Source organism: Rothia sp. HMSC068E02 (genome assembly GCF_001813565.1).
GTDB lineage: Bacteria > Actinomycetota > Actinomycetes > Actinomycetales > Micrococcaceae > Rothia.
In genome coordinates this window covers 132,413-151,007 of record NZ_KV812887.1, presented here as the reverse complement: position 1 = coordinate 151,007, position 18,595 = coordinate 132,413, and the positions used below count along the sequence as shown (strand labels likewise).

14 protein-coding genes and 1 other RNA gene are annotated in these 18,595 nt (G+C 59.6%); 13 read left to right on the top strand and 2 right to left on the bottom strand.

The annotated features are described in order from the left end of the window. Window positions 1-142 precede the first annotated feature (142 nt). An RNA gene (ffs, locus tag HMPREF2919_RS07035) (signal recognition particle sRNA small type) lies at window positions 143-239 on the bottom strand. 228 nt (window positions 240-467) lie between these two features. Between ffs and HMPREF2919_RS07030 the strand changes: the two genes are divergently transcribed. From HMPREF2919_RS07030 to purL, 9 genes are all read left to right on the top strand, one after another. Then, on the top strand, window positions 468-3,308 hold the full coding sequence (locus tag HMPREF2919_RS07030) for a DNA polymerase III subunit gamma and tau (RefSeq protein ID WP_070666966.1): 2,841 nt from the start codon (window positions 468-470) through the stop codon (window positions 3,306-3,308). 184 nt (window positions 3,309-3,492) lie between these two features. Further along, window positions 3,493-4,638, top strand: a complete 1,146-nt coding sequence (recR, locus tag HMPREF2919_RS09335) for a recombination mediator RecR (protein WP_005507188.1) — start codon at window positions 3,493-3,495, stop codon at window positions 4,636-4,638. 187 nt (window positions 4,639-4,825) lie between these two features. After that, window positions 4,826-6,121, top strand: a complete 1,296-nt coding sequence (locus tag HMPREF2919_RS07020) for an aspartate kinase (protein ID WP_005507189.1) — start codon at window positions 4,826-4,828, stop codon at window positions 6,119-6,121. A gap of 220 nt (window positions 6,122-6,341) precedes the next feature. Then, the gene (locus HMPREF2919_RS07015; RefSeq protein ID WP_005507190.1) at window positions 6,342-6,806 is read left to right on the top strand and encodes an excisionase family DNA-binding protein; all 465 of its coding nucleotides are present in this window, start codon (window positions 6,342-6,344) and stop codon (window positions 6,804-6,806) included. After that, complete coding sequence (locus HMPREF2919_RS07010) at window positions 6,800-7,459, top strand: PIN domain-containing protein (RefSeq protein ID WP_005507191.1); 660 nt, start codon at window positions 6,800-6,802, stop codon at window positions 7,457-7,459. Before HMPREF2919_RS07015 ends, HMPREF2919_RS07010 begins: the two co-directional genes overlap by 7 nt. 52 nt (window positions 7,460-7,511) lie before the next feature. After that, entirely contained in the window at window positions 7,512-8,462 is a 951-nt protein-coding gene (locus HMPREF2919_RS07005) for a 3-methyladenine DNA glycosylase (RefSeq protein WP_070666964.1), read from the top strand. A 122-nt stretch (window positions 8,463-8,584) separates the two neighbouring features. Continuing rightward, complete coding sequence (gene purS, locus HMPREF2919_RS07000; protein ID WP_005507194.1) at window positions 8,585-8,836, top strand: phosphoribosylformylglycinamidine synthase subunit PurS; 252 nt, start codon at window positions 8,585-8,587, stop codon at window positions 8,834-8,836. Window positions 8,837-8,841: 5 nt separating this feature from the next. Further along, window positions 8,842-9,654, top strand: coding sequence for a phosphoribosylformylglycinamidine synthase subunit PurQ (gene purQ / locus HMPREF2919_RS06995; RefSeq protein ID WP_070666962.1), 813 nt, complete (start codon window positions 8,842-8,844; stop codon window positions 9,652-9,654). Window positions 9,655-9,679: 25 nt separating this feature from the next. Further along, the gene (gene purL / locus HMPREF2919_RS06990; RefSeq protein WP_070666961.1) at window positions 9,680-11,998 is read left to right on the top strand and encodes a phosphoribosylformylglycinamidine synthase subunit PurL; all 2,319 of its coding nucleotides are present in this window, start codon (window positions 9,680-9,682) and stop codon (window positions 11,996-11,998) included. 102 nt (window positions 11,999-12,100) lie between these two features. Here purL and HMPREF2919_RS06985 read toward each other — a convergent pair whose 3' ends face one another. Continuing rightward, window positions 12,101-12,763: a biliverdin-producing heme oxygenase gene (locus HMPREF2919_RS06985; RefSeq protein ID WP_070666959.1), complete on the bottom strand. Its 663-nt coding sequence runs from the start codon at window positions 12,761-12,763 to the stop codon at window positions 12,101-12,103. Between the two features lie 235 nt (window positions 12,764-12,998). Here HMPREF2919_RS06985 and HMPREF2919_RS06980 point away from each other — a divergent pair, with 235 nt between their 5' ends. The 4 genes from HMPREF2919_RS06980 to HMPREF2919_RS06965 all read left to right on the top strand — a co-directional run bounded on the left by HMPREF2919_RS06980 (window position 12,999) and on the right by HMPREF2919_RS06965 (window position 18,552). Further along, window positions 12,999-15,356 (top strand): HtaA domain-containing protein, encoded by a 2,358-nt coding sequence (locus HMPREF2919_RS06980; protein WP_070666957.1) that lies wholly within the window; start codon window positions 12,999-13,001, stop codon window positions 15,354-15,356. 186 nt (window positions 15,357-15,542) lie between these two features. Beyond that, window positions 15,543-16,706, top strand: coding sequence for a heme/hemin ABC transporter substrate-binding protein (locus HMPREF2919_RS06975; RefSeq protein WP_070666955.1), 1,164 nt, complete (start codon window positions 15,543-15,545; stop codon window positions 16,704-16,706). Beyond that, complete coding sequence (locus HMPREF2919_RS06970; RefSeq protein ID WP_012904203.1) at window positions 16,706-17,785, top strand: FecCD family ABC transporter permease; 1,080 nt, start codon at window positions 16,706-16,708, stop codon at window positions 17,783-17,785. Before HMPREF2919_RS06975 ends, HMPREF2919_RS06970 begins: the two co-directional genes overlap by 1 nt. Then, the gene (locus HMPREF2919_RS06965) at window positions 17,782-18,552 is read left to right on the top strand and encodes a heme ABC transporter ATP-binding protein (protein WP_070666953.1); all 771 of its coding nucleotides are present in this window, start codon (window positions 17,782-17,784) and stop codon (window positions 18,550-18,552) included. Before HMPREF2919_RS06970 ends, HMPREF2919_RS06965 begins: the two co-directional genes overlap by 4 nt. Window positions 18,553-18,595: the final 43 nt, after the last annotated feature.

Here is an 18,595-nt window from a genome sequence, read left to right as displayed (position 1 = left end):
TTGGGCATGAAAAAACCTCCTACGCAACCGCTGAAACCCAGGATTCCGAGCGAGCGAGGATATAAATCCTGGGTTGAAGCCGTCGAACGACAGTGAGACGGGTATGACGGGCGTGAACTACCCAGGTGCCTGATTTTGGGCATAGAAAAACCCCTTACGCACCCGTCATAGCTCGAATACCCTTGCTACCTTCCGGTCCTGGGGGAGTTTTCCAAGATAACGCCACGTAAGAGGCAAGAACCAGTGTACCGGATTTTTGGGTTCTTGGGAATTCGGTGTGTTCGCGGTATTTCTGTGGGCGTACATGCCGCCCGGGTGAGCGCCCGGGTGAGTGTCCATAGTAGGTGTCGCGGTGGCGGTGGTGCGGTGGCGTGTTCACCGGTGACTGTCGGCCACTCGGGCCGAGAGTAAAGCGTCTAAAATGGTAGGGATTGTCCTATCCGCACCCCCGAGTTGAAGAGGTTGCCGTGAGCACTGCCCTTTATCGTCGTTATCGCCCCGAAACCTTTGCTGAGGTTATCGGGCAGGAGCACGTGACCGAACCTCTTATGGTCGCCTTGGAGAAGAACCGTGTGAATCACGCGTACCTGTTTTCGGGTCCGCGTGGTTGCGGTAAGACCACGTCGGCGCGTATTTTGGCGCGTTGTTTGAACTGTGCGCAGGGTCCGACTCCTACTCCGTGTGGTGTATGCGATTCGTGCCGTGAGCTCTCGCGTGATGGTGGCGGTTCTCTTGACGTGATTGAGATGGATGCGGCGAGCCACGGCGGCGTGGATCATGCCCGTGACCTGCGTGAGCGCGCTACTTTGGCGCCGGTGCGTGACCGTTACAAAATCTTCATTATTGATGAGGCGCATATGGTGACCCGTGAGGGTTTCAATGCGCTGCTGAAGATTGTGGAGGAGCCGCCGGAGCACGTGAAGTTTATCTTCGCGACGACTGAGCCGAATAAGGTGCTGGGTACGATTCGTTCGCGCACTCACCATTACCCGTTCCGTCTGGTTCCGCCGGAGGTTCTTCTGCCGTTCCTGCAGGGCCTGTGCGATCAGGAGCAGGTGGCTGTGGAGCCGGGTGTGCTGCAGCTGGTGATTCGTGCTGGCGGCGGTTCGGTGCGTGATTCGCTGTCGATTCTTGATCAGCTGATGGCTGGTGCGTCTTCGCAGAGCGGTATTGAGTATGACCGTGCGGTGGCGCTGCTGGGTTATACCCACGCGCAGCTTCTGGATGAGGTCATTGAGGCGTTGGGTGCGAAGGATGCGCCGACTCTCTTTGGCGCGGTGTCGCGTGTGGTGGCGACCGGTCAGGATCCTCGCCGTTTTGTGGAGGATCTGCTGGAGCGTCTGCGTGATTTGATTGTGGTGAAGGCTGTTCCGCAGGCTGCCGGCCAGATTTTGCAGGGTGTTCCGCAGGATCAGTTGGAGCGCCTGGGCCAGCAGGCTCAGGCTCTGGGTGAGCGTGAGCTGACGGTTGCTGCGGGTACGGTCAATGAGACTCTGAATGGTATGACGGGTGCGGCGAATCCGCAGCTTCAGCTGGAGTTGCTGTGTGCTCGTCTGCTTCTGCCTGCGGCGGAGGGTTCTGCCGGTGGCGCTGAGGTTGCGGCGTTGGCTTCTCGCCTGCAGGTTTTGGAGCGCCGCGTGGCTTCTGGTACTGCTGGTTCCTCGGGTTCCGCTGGTTCTGCCCCGGCGCAGGGCGGCATGTCTGCGGCTCGTGCGGCGGGTATGGCGGCGGCTGGTCTAATGCCTAAGACCCAGGCACCTAAGACTCCGGTTACTGAAGCTCAGGTACCTAGTGCACAGGCTCCTAGCGCCCCGGTTCAGGAGGCAGCTCAGCCCGCGCAGCAGGTAGCCCCTCAGCGGGGCGGCTCTCAGCAGGCTAGCGCGGGTGCTCCCCCGCTGGCAGGTGCGCCCCTTAGTGCTGCACCTCTGGCACCGACCGCGCAGGAGTCCGCACCTGCGGCTGGTGCTCCCCTAGCGGGTAACGCCCCGGCGACACCGGATACCCCCGCTTCTTCTGTAGCTGATGCCGCTGCGGCGGGTGCCCCCTCCGCGCCTCTGAAGCTTGACCCGAACGATCCCCTGGCGGCGGTTCAGGGTAATTGGCGCGCCATTCTTAACCGAATGAGCGTTCCCGGTGCGGCGGAGCAGCTGATGAAGGTTCGCCCCGCCCGCATGGACGGCGCAACCCTGTACGTGAGCGCCGACATTGCGACTTTGCGCGCGGTCAAGGGCTTTGTGCCCGAGCTGACCGCCCGCGTGAGTGAGTTCCTGCGCCGTCAGGTGACCATTCACGCTCAGGTGGCGAAGCCCGGTGAGCAGGTCAAGCCCGCAGCTCAGCCTGCTGCTCAGCCCGCAGCGCCCAGTGCGCCCACAGCGCAGCCTGCAGTTCCTGCGACTGTTGCCCCGCAGGTGCCTCAGCAACCCGTTCAGCAGACTCCCCCGCAGCCCGCTCAGCCGGCGCCTCTGGCTGATGGTCCGCGCGGCGGTGAGGATGCGTGGCGTCGCCACGGTCAGCCGCTGACCGGCGCAAACACCCCCGAGTCTACGAGCGTGGATGCGCCCCTGGGTGCGTGGGAGGTTGCCCCGATTCCGCAGAGCGCCCCTGAGGAGGCACCCCAGCAGGCTACACCGGCTGTCTCAGCTGTACCGCAGGCGCAGAATCAGGAAGCGCCGGTTCAGGAAGCCCCGGCTGGCCCGCTTGCGCCTGAGCCCCCGGTTGCTCCGCAGGTTCCGGCAGGTCAGCAGGTTCCGGTTGCTCCGGCGGGCGGTTTTGGTGAGCGTGATTCCTTTGCTGCCTCCGGTAGTGGAGTTCCGCAGCAGGAGAGCGCTGCTGAACCCCAGCGTGCACAGGAGCCCCCGTTCTCGCAGGAGCCCCCTCACGCGGAGGAACCTCCGTATGAGGAGGAGCCCCCTTTTGAGGATGAGCCCGCCTACGCTGAACCGGTTGAGGCACCCGCTGCGCCCGCAATGCCGACTGCGCCTGTAGCACCGGCTGGTCCGCTTGCTAATCCGGTTGAGCCTGCTGGTCCGTTGGCAGAGACACCGCAGGCAGCACCGGCTGATACTGCTCCGGCAAGCGATGAGAAGCCCGCAGCGCAGGCTTCTAACGCAACCCCAGCACCGACTCCTAGCACACCGACTCCGAGCACGTCGGCGGCACCGGCTCGCCAGGCACGCACCGCATCCGATGAAGACTACGTCTCTGAGGATGATGAGAAGGTCGAAAACAGCACCTTCATCGGTCTGCGCGCTATCGAAAAAATTATTGGTGGCACCGTCATTGACGAACGTCCCCTGCACCAGCCCTAACCCGGGGTCGTAGGTGCCGCGCCCGCCATCGCACCGATGGCGGGCGCACTCATTCCAGCCGCATACTCGCTACGCGAAACGCCCCTAAACTGTCAGGGGTTGGGTGCATACTCATAACGTCGCCCAAGAACGACGCACCAGCACAACACACCAGCGCAACACACCGCATTTGTAAGGAGAAGCCATGTACGAGGGAGCAGTTCAAAACCTCATTGACGAGCTCGGCCGCCTGCCGGGTGTGGGCCCCAAGTCGGCTCAGCGCATCGCTTTTCACATTCTGAATGCGGATGCTGCCGATATGGCGCGCCTAGCCAACGCCATTTCCACGGTGAAGACCAGCGTCAGTTTCTGCGAGGAGTGCGGTAACGTCTCCGAGACAAAGCTGTGCACCATCTGTCGTGATGAGCGCCGCGACCCGTCCGTGCTGTGTGTGGTCGAAGAATCGAAGGACGTGGTGGCGATTGAACGCACCCGTTCCTTTACCGGTCGCTACCATGTGCTCGGTGGCGCCATTAACCCGCTGGCGGGTGTGGGCCCGGAGCAGCTGCGTATTCGTGAGTTGGTGTCCCGCCTGGCGGATGAGCGTATCCAAGAGATTATTCTGGCGATGGACCCGAACCTTGAGGGTGAGGCGACCGCAACCTACCTCTCGCGCATGCTCGTGCCGCTGGGTGTGCGTCTGTCGCGTCTGGCGTCGGGTCTTCCGGTCGGTGGCGATCTGGAGTACGCGGACGAGATTACCCTGGGCCGCGCGTTGGAGGGTCGCCGCGTCATTAGCGAGGGCACCGCGGCGGCGCATACTGCCGCCGAGGATTTTGAGCGCGTGAACCGTGAGGAGGAGCAGGAGCGTGAGCAGGCGGCTCAGGTTCAAGCTCAGGAGGCGAAGCAGAGTCGTCGCCGCTGGAATTCGAGCATGTTTGATGACCTGGATTCTGAGGATTCTGCCGTTTCCGCCCCGGCGACGCCCGCCACTGAGGGTGTGCAGGGCACGGTAGATGAGCAACTGATTGAGCAGGTCCTCCAGGAGGCTGAGGAATCAGGCGACAAGGAATCCGGCGCTGAGGGCTCACCCGCCGATTCTGCCGATGCTGAAACCGTCGCAGAATCCGCCCCTGACCTGGGCGAAGACTCCGTTGAGGAGGCTCCTGCGAGCGCCGCCTCCGAACCCACTGAGGCACCCGCAACCGAGCAGGCGGAGGATGCTCCGGAGGTGTTCCGCACCCCGGACTATGAGGAGAAGATCCGCTCGATTCAGAACGCCCCGTTGCGCACCCCGAAGCCGGATGTTCCGCCGTTGCCGGGTGTCACGTACGTGAACCCGTGGACCTAAAAACTAGCCTCCGCGGGCGTGCTGTACCCGCTTCCGCGCCCCGCGTCACCACCGCGTAATACTACGTAATATTTCACGGGGCAATACATACGGGTGCACAGTTAGCCGCTTGCACTGAACGCCGTCTACTATAAATGAGGAGCCGGCGTCTGCCGGTAGCACACAAGTAACTGACCTGGAGATATCAATGAGCCTGATCGTCCAAAAGTTCGGCGGTTCCTCCGTAGCTGATGCGGAGGGCGTAAAGCGCGTTGCCCGCCGCGTCGTGGACACTCAGAAGGCAGGTAACGATGTGGTCGTCGTGGTGTCCGCTATGGGTGACACCACCGATGAGCTGCTCGACCTTGCCGCAGAGGTCACCAGCAATGTCACTCCTTCCCGTGAGCTGGACATGCTGCTGACCGCCGGTGAACGCATTTCAACTGCCATCCTGTCGATGGCTATTAACGACCTGGGTGCTAAGGCCCAGTCTTTCACTGGTTCTCAGGCTGGCATGATTACCGACGGCGTGCACGGTTCTGCGCGCCTGGTGGAGGTCAACCCGGAGCGTATCCGTGAGTCGATTGAGGCCGGAAATATTGCGATTGTGGCCGGTTTCCAGGGTATGAACCGTCAGAGCGGCGATATTACGACTCTGGGCCGCGGCGGTTCTGATACGACTGCTGTTGCTCTGGCTGCTGCTCTGAACGCTGATGTGTGCGAGATTTACTCGGATGTGGACGGCGTTTTCACTGCCGACCCGCGCATCGTGCCGACCGCGCACAAGCTGGATACCATCACCAGTGAAGAGATGCTGGAGATGGCGGCGAACGGTGCGAAGATTCTGCACCTGCGCAGTGTTGAGTATGCTCGTCGTTTTAATTTGAAGCTTCACGTGCGTTCTTCGTTCTCTAACCTTGAAGGCACTATTGTGGTTCCGGAGGAGTCCGCGGAACTGACCCCCACCCATCTGAAGGAGATTCCCTTGGAGCAGCCCCTGATTTCTGGTGTCGCGCATGATCGCACCCGCGCAAAGATTACTGTTGTTGGTGTTCCGGATGTTCCCGGGTCGGCAGCTAAGGTGTTCGGTCTGATTAATGAGGCGAAGGTTAACCTGGACATGATTGTTCAGAACGTGCCGACTGACCGCCCCGGCGTGACCGATATTTCCTTCACCCTGGATCAGGATCAGGGCCCCACCGCGCTGAAGGCGCTGGAGGATGCTAAGGCGGAGCTGGGTTTCCAGGAGGTTATTTACAACGAGTCGGTTGGTAAGCTGTCGCTGGTTGGCGCAGGCATGAAGACTAACACGGGTGTTTCGTTCACTTTCTTTGAGGCCCTGTCTAACGCTGGCGTGAACATTGACATGATTTCGACTTCTGAGATTCGTATTTCGGTGATTACTGAGCTGAGCAAGCTGGATGAGGCTGTTCGCGCGGTGCACACTGCGTTCGGTCTGGATGCTGAGGGCGAGGCTACTGTTTACGGTGGTACTGGCCGCTAGGGTTTAGCTCGTTTGTGGGCTGTACGCTTCGGGAGGGGCGGTGCTGGGTTTTCTCAGCACCGCCCCTCCCCTTTTCTGTTTACAAATGAAATAACTGAAACACTTTACAGTTATTTCAGATACAAGGTAGAGTTATAGCTACTGGACTACATTTTGCGAGGTTCTAACTTACTTGAGCTAAGCACCAAATGCAATCCAGTAATACAAGGAAGGAACAAAGATGCCCAACACCCAACTCCTGCAGGAGGAAACCCTTAATCAAGCCCAAACCGAAGCAAAAAAGCTACTCGGGGACTCAAACGAAACTGCCGTTACTCTGACCGTTTCAGGGAATGAAAGCCAGGAAATCGGTGATGCGCTTAGCCAAGTTATTCAACAGGTTTTGCATGCTTTAGCACAGGGCCAGCGCATCGAGATTCAGACCAGCCCACAGTACTTGACCACTACTATGGCAGCTCGTCGCATTGGCATCTCACGCCCGACCCTTATGAAGGCTATTCGTTCCGGCGAGCTCCCCGCGTTCAAAGTAGGAAGCCATTTCCGCATCCGCACCGGGGACGCAGAAGTTTTCCGCAAGACCCTTTTGGAGAAGACCATCGCTCAGAAGGAACAAGCTCTCAAAGATCTTTGGAAATTTGAGGAAGAGAACAATCTCAACGACATTATCGGAGGACCTGCGTGGTAAAAGAGAGCACATTATCAGATGCTGAATCTGTCCTACTGGATACGAACATTCTGATGTCTAAGACTCTTCGCGATTGGATTCTCCTTTTGACAAAGGAGAGTGACTACAGATTTTTCGCTCCATACGTATCCACCGGAATCATGGATGAGTTTGGATACCACACACGCCGAAAGGACCCAATGATTCATGATGCAAAAATTGAGAAATGGAAACAACAAATCCTGACATCCTGCAAGTCCCTAATCGCAGGTTTCCCTGTTGAACCAGTTGCTGGCTTTCCCGATATAAACGATCTTCATGTGCATGCTGCCGCCCAACACGGCGGCATGCACGCATTAGTCACCGATGACCGCAAACTGCTCGATTATGCTTCCACGGAAGAAGCTCAGAATATTCAAAATTATGAGACACTCAGCGCGGATGATTTTCTGATGCAATTCACCGAATACGCTCATCCCTCCTTATTTGCCGAGGTCTATCTTTCCCAGGAATCTTATGCTCACTCTAAGGGATTCACGGAGACTGATATTCCTCGCGCACTTGAACGAGCAGGAGCGGGTCAATTTGCCCGTTATCTTCGGACTGCAGTGATTAATAGCCCACAGTTTGACGATTATGAACGTGAGTTTAAAGCCCGGTCTTCTAGTAACTAGATAGACATTGCTACGTCCACTACCTTGTCACAGCATCGTTTAGGCTAGAAGCATGAGTAGTGTTGTGTTTTCCCAGGTGATGGATGCCCGCGAATGGCGTGCCGCCGCTGCCGCCCATGAGGCGCGTGCCGGCCGCTACGCCGACCCGTTTGCGCAGCGTCGCGCCCGCCACGAAGTGCACCCCGTGGAGGACTTCCTCTTCACCTACTACACGCTCAAACCCGGCCAGTTTAAGCGCTGGCACCCCGGAGCCGGCATCATCCTGCTGGATGCGCCCGAGCGCGCCTCCTGGCGTTTTTACCGGCCCGCAACCGAGCAGGAACTCCTTGAGGCTGGTTGCTCCCTGCAGGTGGCGCGCGCCCAGGTGAATGCCGCCTCCGCCGTCACCGTGGACGTCACCGACTTCGTGGAGCGCCGCGCCACCGCCCTCGCCTTCACCCACGAGATCCTGCGTAACACGGCCGCAAAGAAGGGCCAGTTCGGTTGCTTCGGCATGCACGAGTGGGCGATGGCGTACAAGTCGGTGGAGAACAATATTCGCCACGACTACCTACAGCTGCGCCTGGGTGCGGAGGGCACGGACCGCGTGGTGGAGGAGCACCGCATCCGCTGCTCGCACTTTGATGCGTTCCGTTTCTTCATGCCGCAGGCGGCACCGTTGAACGAGCTGCAGCCGACCCGCGAGACGCAGCGCGTCCTGGAACAGCCCGCGTGCCTGCACGCGAATATGGACGTGTACAAGTGGGCGTACAAGCTGCTACCTCTGGTTGATTCAACCCTGGTCATGGATTGTTTCGACCTGGCGTGGGATGCGCGCGAGCTGGACATGCGCGCCGCCCCCTACGAGATTCGCGAGTGGGGCTACGAGCCAATTCCCGTGGAGACGGCCGAGGGTAAGGCTGAGTATGTGCGTATTCAGCGTGAGCTGTCGGAGCGTTCGATTGGTCTGCGCGAGCGTCTGCTGGAGGTGTGCGCACGCTATCTTCCGCCCCTCGAGGCGTAAAAGACGTGATTCGAGCCTCTTAGGGTATCCACCGACCGGGCGCATACCCCCGTTACGGTCGTTAGTACGGTAAGATGAGATACGGCTCATACAGAACCCACGCACCCAAGGAGTGCCCACACATGGCCCGTATTGTTGTTGATGTTATGCTCAAGCCCGAAATTCTTGACCCGCAGGGTAAGGCTATTTCTCACGAGCTGCCCCGTATCGGCGTTGATTCCTTCGTGGATGTTCGCCAGGGTAAGCGCTTCGAGCTGACCGTCGAGGGTGAGGCTACTGAGGAGCACCTCGCAGCTGCCCGCAAGGCTGCTGAAGAGCTGCTGTCGAACCCTGTCATCGAAGACGTTGTGAACGTTTCGGTTCTGGAGGACTAATACCTATGGCAGAGTCCCTCGCACCTACTGAAGTCCCCCTGGTTGGCGACTTTTCTACTTATTCTCCGAACCCCGCTTTCGCTGACGCACGCGTTGGCGTGGTGACTTTCCCCGGCACCCTGGATGACCGTGACGCTGCGCGTGCTGTCCGTCTGGCTGGCGGTACCGTCGTTGAGCTGTGGCACGACGACGCTGATTTGAAGAACGTTGATGCCGTCATTATTCCTGGCGGTTTCTCCTACGGTGACTACCTGCGTGCTGGCGCTATTGCTGCGAAGGCTCCCGTGATGCGTTCGGTGATTGATGCCGCTAACGCTGCTGGTACCTCCGGTTCCGCTCCCCTGCCTGTTCTGGGTATTTGCAATGGTTTCCAGATTCTGACTGAGTCTCACCTGCTGCCCGGTTCGATGATTAAGAACGATCACCGCAAGTTCATTTGCCGTGACCAGGTTCTGCGCATTGAGAATAACTCCACCTCCTGGACGAGCGATTACGCTGCTGGCCAGGAGATTGTTGTCCCTCTGAAGAACCAGGACGGTCAGTATGTTGCTGACCCGAAGACTCTGGAGGCGCTGGAGGCTGAGGGTCGCGTGGTGTTCCGCTACGTTGGTTTCAACCCGAACGGTTCCCGTAATGATATTGCTGGTATCAGCAATGAGCGCGGTAACGTGGTCGGTCTGATGCCGCACCCGGAGCACGCTGTGGAGCCCGGCTTCGGTCCTTCCTCTTCCGGTTTTGGTGAGGTTTCTCTGCGCGGTGGCGCCGATGGTCTCGGCGTGTTCACCTCCGTTCTTGCCAACCTGATTAACGCCCGCTAACGCACGACAAGGATTCTAAGAAGTTATGAGCGAAAAGCAGTTTAACCTCGACACCGTCGAGCACGCGGCGGCAACCCCGGACACCGAACTCCCCTGGGCCGAACTGGGTCTGAAGGAGAACGAGTTCGAGGACATTAAGGAAATTCTTGGTCGCCGTCCTACCGCGGCTGAGCTGGCAATGTACTCGGTCATGTGGTCCGAGCACTGCTCCTACAAGTCTTCTAAGGTTCATCTGAAGCAGTTCGGTGCGAAGGTCACCGATGAGATGAAGAAGGACCTGATGGTCGGTATCGGTGAGAACGCCGGTGTGACCGATATTGGTGACGGCTGGGCTGTTACCTTCAAGATTGAGTCCCACAACCACCCCTCGTACGTGGAGCCCTACCAGGGTGCTGCGACCGGTGTGGGCGGTATTGTGCGTGACATTATTTCCATGGGTGCCCGCCCGATTGCGGTGATGGACCCGCTACGTTTCGGCGCGATTGATCACCCGGACACCGCCCGCGTTATTGGCGGCGTGGTTGCCGGTATTGGTGGTTACGGTAACTCCCTGGGCCTGCCGAACATTGGCGGCGAGGTTGAGTTTGATTCCTGCTACCAGGCAAACCCGCTGGTCAACGCACTGGCTGTGGGCATTATGCGCCACGAGGACATCCGCCTGGCGAACGCATCGGGTGTGGGCAACAAGGTTGTCCTCTTCGGTGCACGTACCGGTGGCGACGGCATCGGCGGTGCGTCGGTGCTGGCTTCGGAGTCCTTCGACGACACCAAGCCCTCGAAGCGTCCTGCCGTTCAGGTGGGCGACCCCTTCGCTGAGAAGGTTCTGATTGAGTGCTGCCTGGAGCTGTTCAAGGGCTCCGTGGTTGAGGGTATTCAGGACCTGGGTGCTGCGGGTATTTCCTGCGCAACCAGCGAGCTGGCTTCTAACGGTGAGGGCGGCATGCACGTCGACCTGACCAAGGTTCTGCTGCGTGACCCCACCCTGACCCCGGGCGAGATTCTGATGTCTGAGTCTCAGGAACGCATGATGGCTGTTGTCTCCCCCGAGAACGTAGAGCGCTTCGAAGCGATCATGAACAAGTGGGGCGTGGAGTACTCCTTCCTCGGTGAGGTCACCAACTCTGGCCGCCTGGTCATCGAGTGGGACGGCGAGGTCATCGTGGATGTTGACCCCCGCACCGTCGCGCACGACGGCCCGACCTACGAGCGTCCCTACGCACGCCCCAAGTGGCAGGATGACGTTCAGGCTAACCACTTCACCGGTTCGGCTGCCGACGATTCCCGCCCGCGCGGTAAGGAGCTGGGCGAGGCAATCAAGGCGTTCATGGCATCCCCGAACATGTGCTCCAAGTCCTGGATCACCAACCAGTACGACCGCTACGTTCAGGGCAACACCGCCCTGTCCATGCCGGACGACGGCGGCGTGGTGCGCGTGGACGAGAACACCAACCTCGGTGTTGCTCTGGCGACCGACGCCTCCCCGCGTTTCACCTACCTGGATCCGTACGAGGGTGCTCGCGCGTCCTTGGCTGAGGCGTACCGTAACGTTGCGACCGTTGGTGCACGCCCCGTGGCTGTGTCTGACTGCCTGAACTTCGGTTCTCCCGAGGATCCGGACGTCATGTGGCAGTTCGCTGAGGCTGTTCGCGGCCTGGCTGATGGCTGCATGGAGCTGGGTGTTCCGGTGACCGGCGGTAACGTGTCCCTGTACAACCAGACCGGTGGTAAAGCTATTAACCCGACCCCCGTGGTGGCGATGATGGGCGTGATGGATGACGTCACCCGCCGCACCCCTTCGGGTTGGGCTCCTGAGCATGACGGTCAGGCTATCTACCTGCTGGGTACCACTCGCGATGAGCTGGACGGCTCCGAGTGGGCTCGTTTCAAGGGTCACCTGGGCGGTCAGCCGCCGAAGGTTGATCTGGCTCTGGAGCGTCAGCTGGGTGACATGCTGGTGAACATGTCTCGTGACGGCATGATTGATGCCGCGCACGACGTGTCTGCTGGTGGTCTGGCTGCGGCTCTGTCGGAGGCTTGCCTGCGTTTCAACACCGGTGCCCGCATTGGTCTGGGTGAGGTTGCTGAGCGTGACGGCGTGGACCTGTTCACCCTGCTGTTCTCGGAGTCCCTGGGCCGCGTTGTGGTTTCGGTTCCGCGTTCTGAGGAGGTGCGCTTCAAGGATATGTGCACCGCTCGCCAGTTCCCCTTCGCACGTATTGGTGTGGTGGATGCTGCGTCGAACGCTCTGGACTTCCAGGATGAGGTTTCCATTGACCTGGATGAGCTGCGTGCAGCTCACGAGGGTACTCTCGCTTCTTACTTCGGTGAGGTTGCGAAGGGCTAGTCTTCGACTAGTTTGAGACTAACGCCGAAAGGGGCGGATGCTTGTGAAAGCATCCGCCCCTTTTGTTATGCCCGCAGGCTTGTGCGTTGAGGTGTTCGGTGTTTATGCCTCGGCGACCTTGCGGCCCAGCTGCGCGAACAGGGAGGCGTTGATGCGGAAGCCTTCGATGCACTCTTCAATGAGGGCTTCGCGCTGTTCGTCGGTCAGGGGTGCGTTGTCGAGCAGTTCGCGGTAGCCGTCCTTGAAGACCTTGGGCTTGGGCAGTTCGGTGAAGCGGTACATGCTCAGCGCTTCTGCGGGGATGCCGTAGTGGCGGGTGACCAGCGCTGCGACTGCCTGGCCGCCGGAGAGGTCGCCGAGGTAGCGCAGGTAGTGGTGGGCCAGGTAGCGTTCGGGGGAGTTGATGGTGGCGCGGATACGCTCTACGTATTCTGCGGTTGCGGGCAGGGGCGCGTCGATGTCGCCGTCCTGGCCGAGTGCGCGGATGTCTGCGCGGATGTATTCTGCGCGGTCGAGGCCGGGGTGGGTGAAGGGTTCGGTGATGGGGTTGGGTTCTGCGCGGTAGTGTTCGGAGACCGCTTCGAGTGCTTCGTAGATGTGCACGTACTGGTTGATGAGGCGCAGGTATGCCTCGGTGTTGAGGGAGCCGCCCATGAGGTCTTCCATGAAGGTGGAATGTTCGGCGTTGTCGTGGACGTGCTTGGTGCTTTCCTTCAGGTGTGCGGAGAAGCGTTCCTGGGTGGTTTCGGGGGCGATCACGGTCATTGTGAGTTCCTAAAGTGACTTGTGGGTGAACAATAAATGTTTTAGTGACACAATGTCACCAAACTGTTAATGACATATTGTCACCAAAAACCGGTTTTGGCAATAGTTTTCAAAAAACTTTTGCTAAGGTAAACCTTATGCACAAGTCACCCTAGGCATTAAGTTACACAAACATAGGCTAATAGGTCTAGACTTGATACGAACACCACAATCACAAAATTCAAGGAGACACCGAATGTCTACCCCCTCTCTCACCAAGCGCACCTGGGCGTTCTTGGCTTCGGCAACCATCGGCCTCAGCGGCGTCGCCGGCGTACCCGCAGCCTTCGCAGCTGAAACCAACTCCCACATCAGCGCCGGTGAGGTTGCCGCAGCCTCAGAGCAGAGCCTGCAGGACGTCACCGTCAACTGGGGCCTGAAGAAGTCCTTCCGCTCCTACATCAACGGCCCCTTCTCCCAGGGCTCCCAGAAGCTGACCGGCGTCACCACCAACGAAGACGGCTCCTACCACTTCACCGCCGCCGAAGGCACCGTAGCCAACGGCGAATACTCGGTCACCTTCACCGGCTCCTCGATCCACTACACCGCTCACCACGGTCTGCTGGAAGTCATCATCTCCGACCTCTCCGTCACCATTAAGGACGGCGTGGGCACCGTGCGCGCCAACGTTCAGTCGCGCCCCTACAACGGCAACACCACCCCGAACGACCTGGTCGAAACCAAGAACATGACCCTCGGCACTTTCAACGCCTCCGGTCTGAAGGTTGAGGGTAACACCATCACCCTGCCCAGCGTTGACGAAGAAAACGGCACCCGCGTCAAGCTCTCCGAAGAGGCAACCGGCGCCTTCGCCGGCTTCTACAAGGCAGGTCAGGAGCTGGATGCACTCGGCTTCTCCGCAACCATCGTGACCAAGGAAGCACCCGCGCCCGCACCTTCCGCTGAGCCCAGCGCCGAGCCGACTGCTGCGCCGACCGCAGAGCCTTCCTCCGCACCGACCAGCGAGGCACCCAAGCCCACAGACCCCAAGCCCGCAGAGCCCACTTCTGCAGCACCGAGCGCAGCTCCCACCTCCGCGGCACCCTCCTCCCCCGTCGCAACCACCGAACCCAAGCGTGAAGAGAAGGTCACCGGCAACGTCGTCGAGTCCGGCACCCTCAGCTGGGATATTCGTGAGTCGTTCCTGAAGTACCTGACCAGCTTCGCCCACGGCTCCGTGAACGTTGACGGTCTGGAGAAGACCGCGGCAGGCGGCCTGAAGTACACTCAGGCATCCGGCGTGTACAACCCCGAGACCAAGACCGGTCAGATTAACTTTGCGGGCACCGCAGAGTTCACCGGCCACAACGGTCAGCTCAAGAGCACCATCAAGAACATGCGCCTGGTCGTCGTCAACGGTAAGGGCACCCTGGTCGCTGACGTTGACGCACTGACCCGCGACGGTAAGTCCGTTTCTAAGACCGGCCTGGCTATCGCCGAGGTGGACCTCTCCGGCGCGAGCGTAAAGGACGGCGTCTTCTCCGCACAGAACGCGGCAGTCGCACTCACCGATGAAGGCTCCGAGGTGCTCTTCGCGGGCCAGTACCGCGGTGCCGACAACGCCATGGCACCGCTGAGCTTCTCCGTAAAGCTCAGCGAGCAGACCGCGGAGAACACCGTTGAGGTTCCCCGCGTCTCTGAGAGCAAGTCCTCCGATAACAAGGGTTCTGAGAACGGCTCCTCCGATAACAGCTCCTCGAACTCCTCCGATAACTCCGGCGCTAACGGCTCCGGTTCTAATGGTTCGGCAGGCACCTCCGGCAGCGTCTCTAACGGCGGTTCCTCCTCGAACGGTTCTGTCAGCAATAACCCGGCACAGCCGGTCTGCGTACCCGTCACCCGCACCCGCGAGGTGCAGGAGCAGGGCGCATCCGACGGCACCATTAAGAGCGCAAACCTTGGCTGGGGCGTGCGTGATTCCTTCCGCAACTACGTGCGCGGCGGCATCGCAAACGGTAGCTGGGAGCTGAACGGCACCTCCTACTCTTCGGATGCGTTCAACTGGTCTAACGGCACCGGCACCTTCAAGGGCGGTAAGGGTTCCATCTCTTTCAGCGGTTCGGTTCGTTTCACCGGTCACCACGGCATTCTGGACACCACCATTGCGAACCCGCGCCTTGAGATTAACGGTAATTCCGGTACTCTCTACGCGACCATGAACAGCAATGACTCCTCCGGCAAGGCAACTAACTACGGTGAGGTGGCACTGCTGAAGGTGGATCTGTCCGGTCTGCAGAGCTCCGCTGATGCTGTGAGCGTCAACGGTGCTGCAACCACTCTGACCGCTGAGGGCGCGAAGGCGTTTGCTGGCTTCTACGAGGCCGGTAAGGACATGGCTCCGCTGAGCTTCTCCGCTGCGATTAACGGCGCTAAGACCACCACCAAGACCGTGACCGAGACCGTCTACGAGGGTGAGGGTTGCGACCCGGTCACCGGCAAGCCTCTGGCGTCCACCGGTGCCTCCGGCGTTGAGGGCACCCTGGTTGCAGGCTTCATCGCTGTTGCAGCCGGTGCGGGTACCGTCGTGTACACTCGCCGCCGCAAGAAGGCATAACGGCTTCTTTTCTAAGGACGCCCACACCGTCGGCTCGCCGCTGAGACTCGACCCTGAGACTCACCGGTGAGCCGACACGGCCCGTGCGGGGGTGCAGATTTTCACTGCACCCCCGCTTCAGGTGCCAGGTTTTACCCCGACGCCTACCCCAGTTTTTCTTAACTCCCTTTTTTCTGTGAGACGACGATGTTTTCTTCCCTTTCTTCTTCTGCCCTGAACCGCCGCGATGCAGTGAAGTATGCGGCGTTCTCCATCACTTCCGCGTTTCTGCTGAGCTCTTGCGGTGTGGGTACTCAGAACCCGGCTGCTTCTTCAAGTTCTTCGCAGGCTGTGGTGGATGAGCAGAGCACCCGCACCGTTTTGGAGAACCTGGCGGATCAGCTGCGTTCTTCTATTGCCCCTGATCAGAAGGCTCTGCGCGGCCCCAATAGCGCCGCAGACACCCCCGAAATTCAGCCGATGGTCGATACCCCCACCCCGGCTTTCCCGGTGACCTTCAAGGATTTCAACGGCACCGAGGTGACCGTTAAGTCCGCTGACCGTGTGCTGGCACTGGACCTGTACGGCACTCTGGCTCAGCAGATGATTGCGCTGGGTCTGGGCGGTCGTCTGGTTGGCCGTGTCACCTCCTCGACGGAGCAGTCGCTGGCTCACCTGCCGCTGGTGACCCAGAACGGTCACGACCTGAACGCTGAGGCGATTCTGGCGACCTCCCCGGACCTGGTGCTGTGGGATAAGAGCAACGGCCCGATTGAGATTGTGGATCAGCTGCGCGCAGCGGGCGTGACCGTTGTGGTCTTCGATCATGAGCGTCGTATGGATAAGATCATTCCGCAGCTCAAGGCTGTTGCGCAGGCGCTGGGTGTCCCGGAGGCGGGCGAGCAGGTTGCTGCCCGCGTGCAGAAGGACCTGGATTATGCTCTGCAGGTGCTCAAGGACGTCGCCCCGAAGGGTGCACAGCAGGTGTCGTTCGCGTTCTTGTACGTGCGCGGTACCGCTGGCGTGTTCTTCGTGCTCGGCAAGGGTTCGGGCGCTGACGATTTGATTCAGGCTATTGGCGGCAAGGATGTGGCGTCTGAGCAGAACGCGACGAATATTATTCCGGCGACCAGTGAGGCGCTGGTGAAGCTGAACCCGGACGTCATTTTGACCATGAGCGGCGGCATTAAATCCACCGGCGGTTTGGATGGTTTCTTGGCTCGCCCGGGTGTGGGTGAGACAAACGCCGGTAAGAATAAGCGCATTATCGATATGGGTGACGGCCAGATTCTGTCCTATGGCCCGAATACTCCGGCGGTGCTTTTGTCGCTGGCTAAGGCTGCGTACTCGACTCCTGCGGGGGGCCAGTAGTGGCTGCCGTGAAAAGTGCGGCGGGTGCGCGGGATTATCGTGCTTCGCGTCGGCGTCGTGCCGGTCTGACGTTTACGTTTTTGGCAGTGGCGCTATGCGTTGTGATGGTGCTGTCTGCGGGTTTGGGTCAGTACAATATCCCGATTGATCAGGTGGTTGCTTCTGTGGGCCGCCGTCTGGGTCTTGCACCGGAGAACCCGGCGATGCAGCTGGCGGATAGCACTCTGTGGAATATCCGTTTCCCGCGTGTGCTGTTGGGTGTGCTGGTGGGTGCCGCTTTGGGTACTTCCGGTGCGGTGATGCAGTCGGTGTTTGGTAACCCGTTGGCTGAGCCGGGCGTGATTGGTGTTTCCTCGGGTGCGGCGGTTGGCGCGTGTTTGTCGATTGTGTTGAACCTGCAGTTCTTCGGTATTTTCACGACTCCTGCATTCGCGTTTGTGGGTGCGTTGGCGGCTACTGCGCTGGTGTATTTCCTGTCGCGTTCTTCGGGTCGTGCGAAGGTCCTGTCGATGATTTTGACGGGTATTGCGGTGACCGCGGTGGCGAATGCGATTATTGCGTTCCTCATGTTTATTGCTGATACGACGAGCCGCGATCAGATTGTGTTCTGGCAGATGGGTTCGCTGAACGGTTCCACGTGGAAGGCTGTGGCGAGCGTGTGGCCGGTTATTCTGATCGGCTTGGTGGCGTGTTTTGTGATGGCTTCTTCGCTGGATGTTCTGGCGTTGGGTGAGCGTGCGGCGCAGCATTCGGGTGTGAACGTGGAGCGTCTGCGTGCGGTGTCTATTGCGGCGACGGCTTTGTTGACGGGTGCTGCGGTGGCGTATGCGGGCATTATTGCGTTTATTGGTCTGATTATTCCTCACCTGTTGCGCATGATTTTGGGTCCGTCGAATCGTGTGTTGTTGCCGGCTTCGGCGTTGGGTGGCGCGCTGTTGATTGCGCTGTCTGATTTGGGTGCGCGTACGCTGGTGCCTTTTGCTGATTTGCCGATTGGTATTTTTACGGCTTTGGTGGGCGGCCCGACGTTCTTTGTGTTGTTGCGTCGTTCCCTGGGTCAGGGCGGAGGTGCTTCGTGAGTGAGTTGTTGAGCTTGTCCGGTGTGTGTTTTAACGCTGGTGGGCGTCAGATTTTGAATGATGTGTCTCTGTCTGTTGCTGCGGGCGAGGTTGTGTCGCTGATTGGTCCTAATGGTGCCGGTAAGTCGACTCTGTTGGGTGTGATTGCTGGTGATATTGCGCCCAGTAGCGGTGAGATTCTGTTGGATGGCACCCCTCTGGGTTCGATTCCTGCCCGTCAGATGGCGCGTCAGCGTGCGATGCTGTTGCAGAAGTTGAATGTGGCGTTTTCGTACACGGTGCATGAGGTGGTTCAGATGGGCCGCACCCCGTGGAAGGGTACGGAGCGCGCTGAAGAGGATGACTCCGTGGTTGCTTCGATGATGGAGCGTACGTCGGTAACTCATTTGTCGGATCGCGATATTACGACTCTGTCCGGTGGTGAGAGTGGTCGTGCTCATTTGGCGCGTGTGTTCGCTCAGCAGACTCCGCTGATTCTTTTGGATGAGCCGACTGCGGCGTTGGATATTACGCATCAGGAGCAGACGTTGCGGGTGAGCCGTGAGTTGGCTGCTGAGGGTGCTGCGGTGTTGACGGTGCTTCATGACTTGGATGTGGCGGCTGCGTATTCTGACCGTATGGTGTTGTTGCGTGGTGGTGAGGTGGTTGCTTCGGGTGCCCCTGAGCAGGTGTGTTCGGCGGAGTTGTTGTCTGAGGTGTATCAGCATCCGATTGAGGTGTTGAGGCATCCGGTGACGAATCGTTTGTTGATTCTGCCGGAACGCTGATTCTGCTGGCGCGCTGATTTTATGGGGCGTTAGCGAACCATCC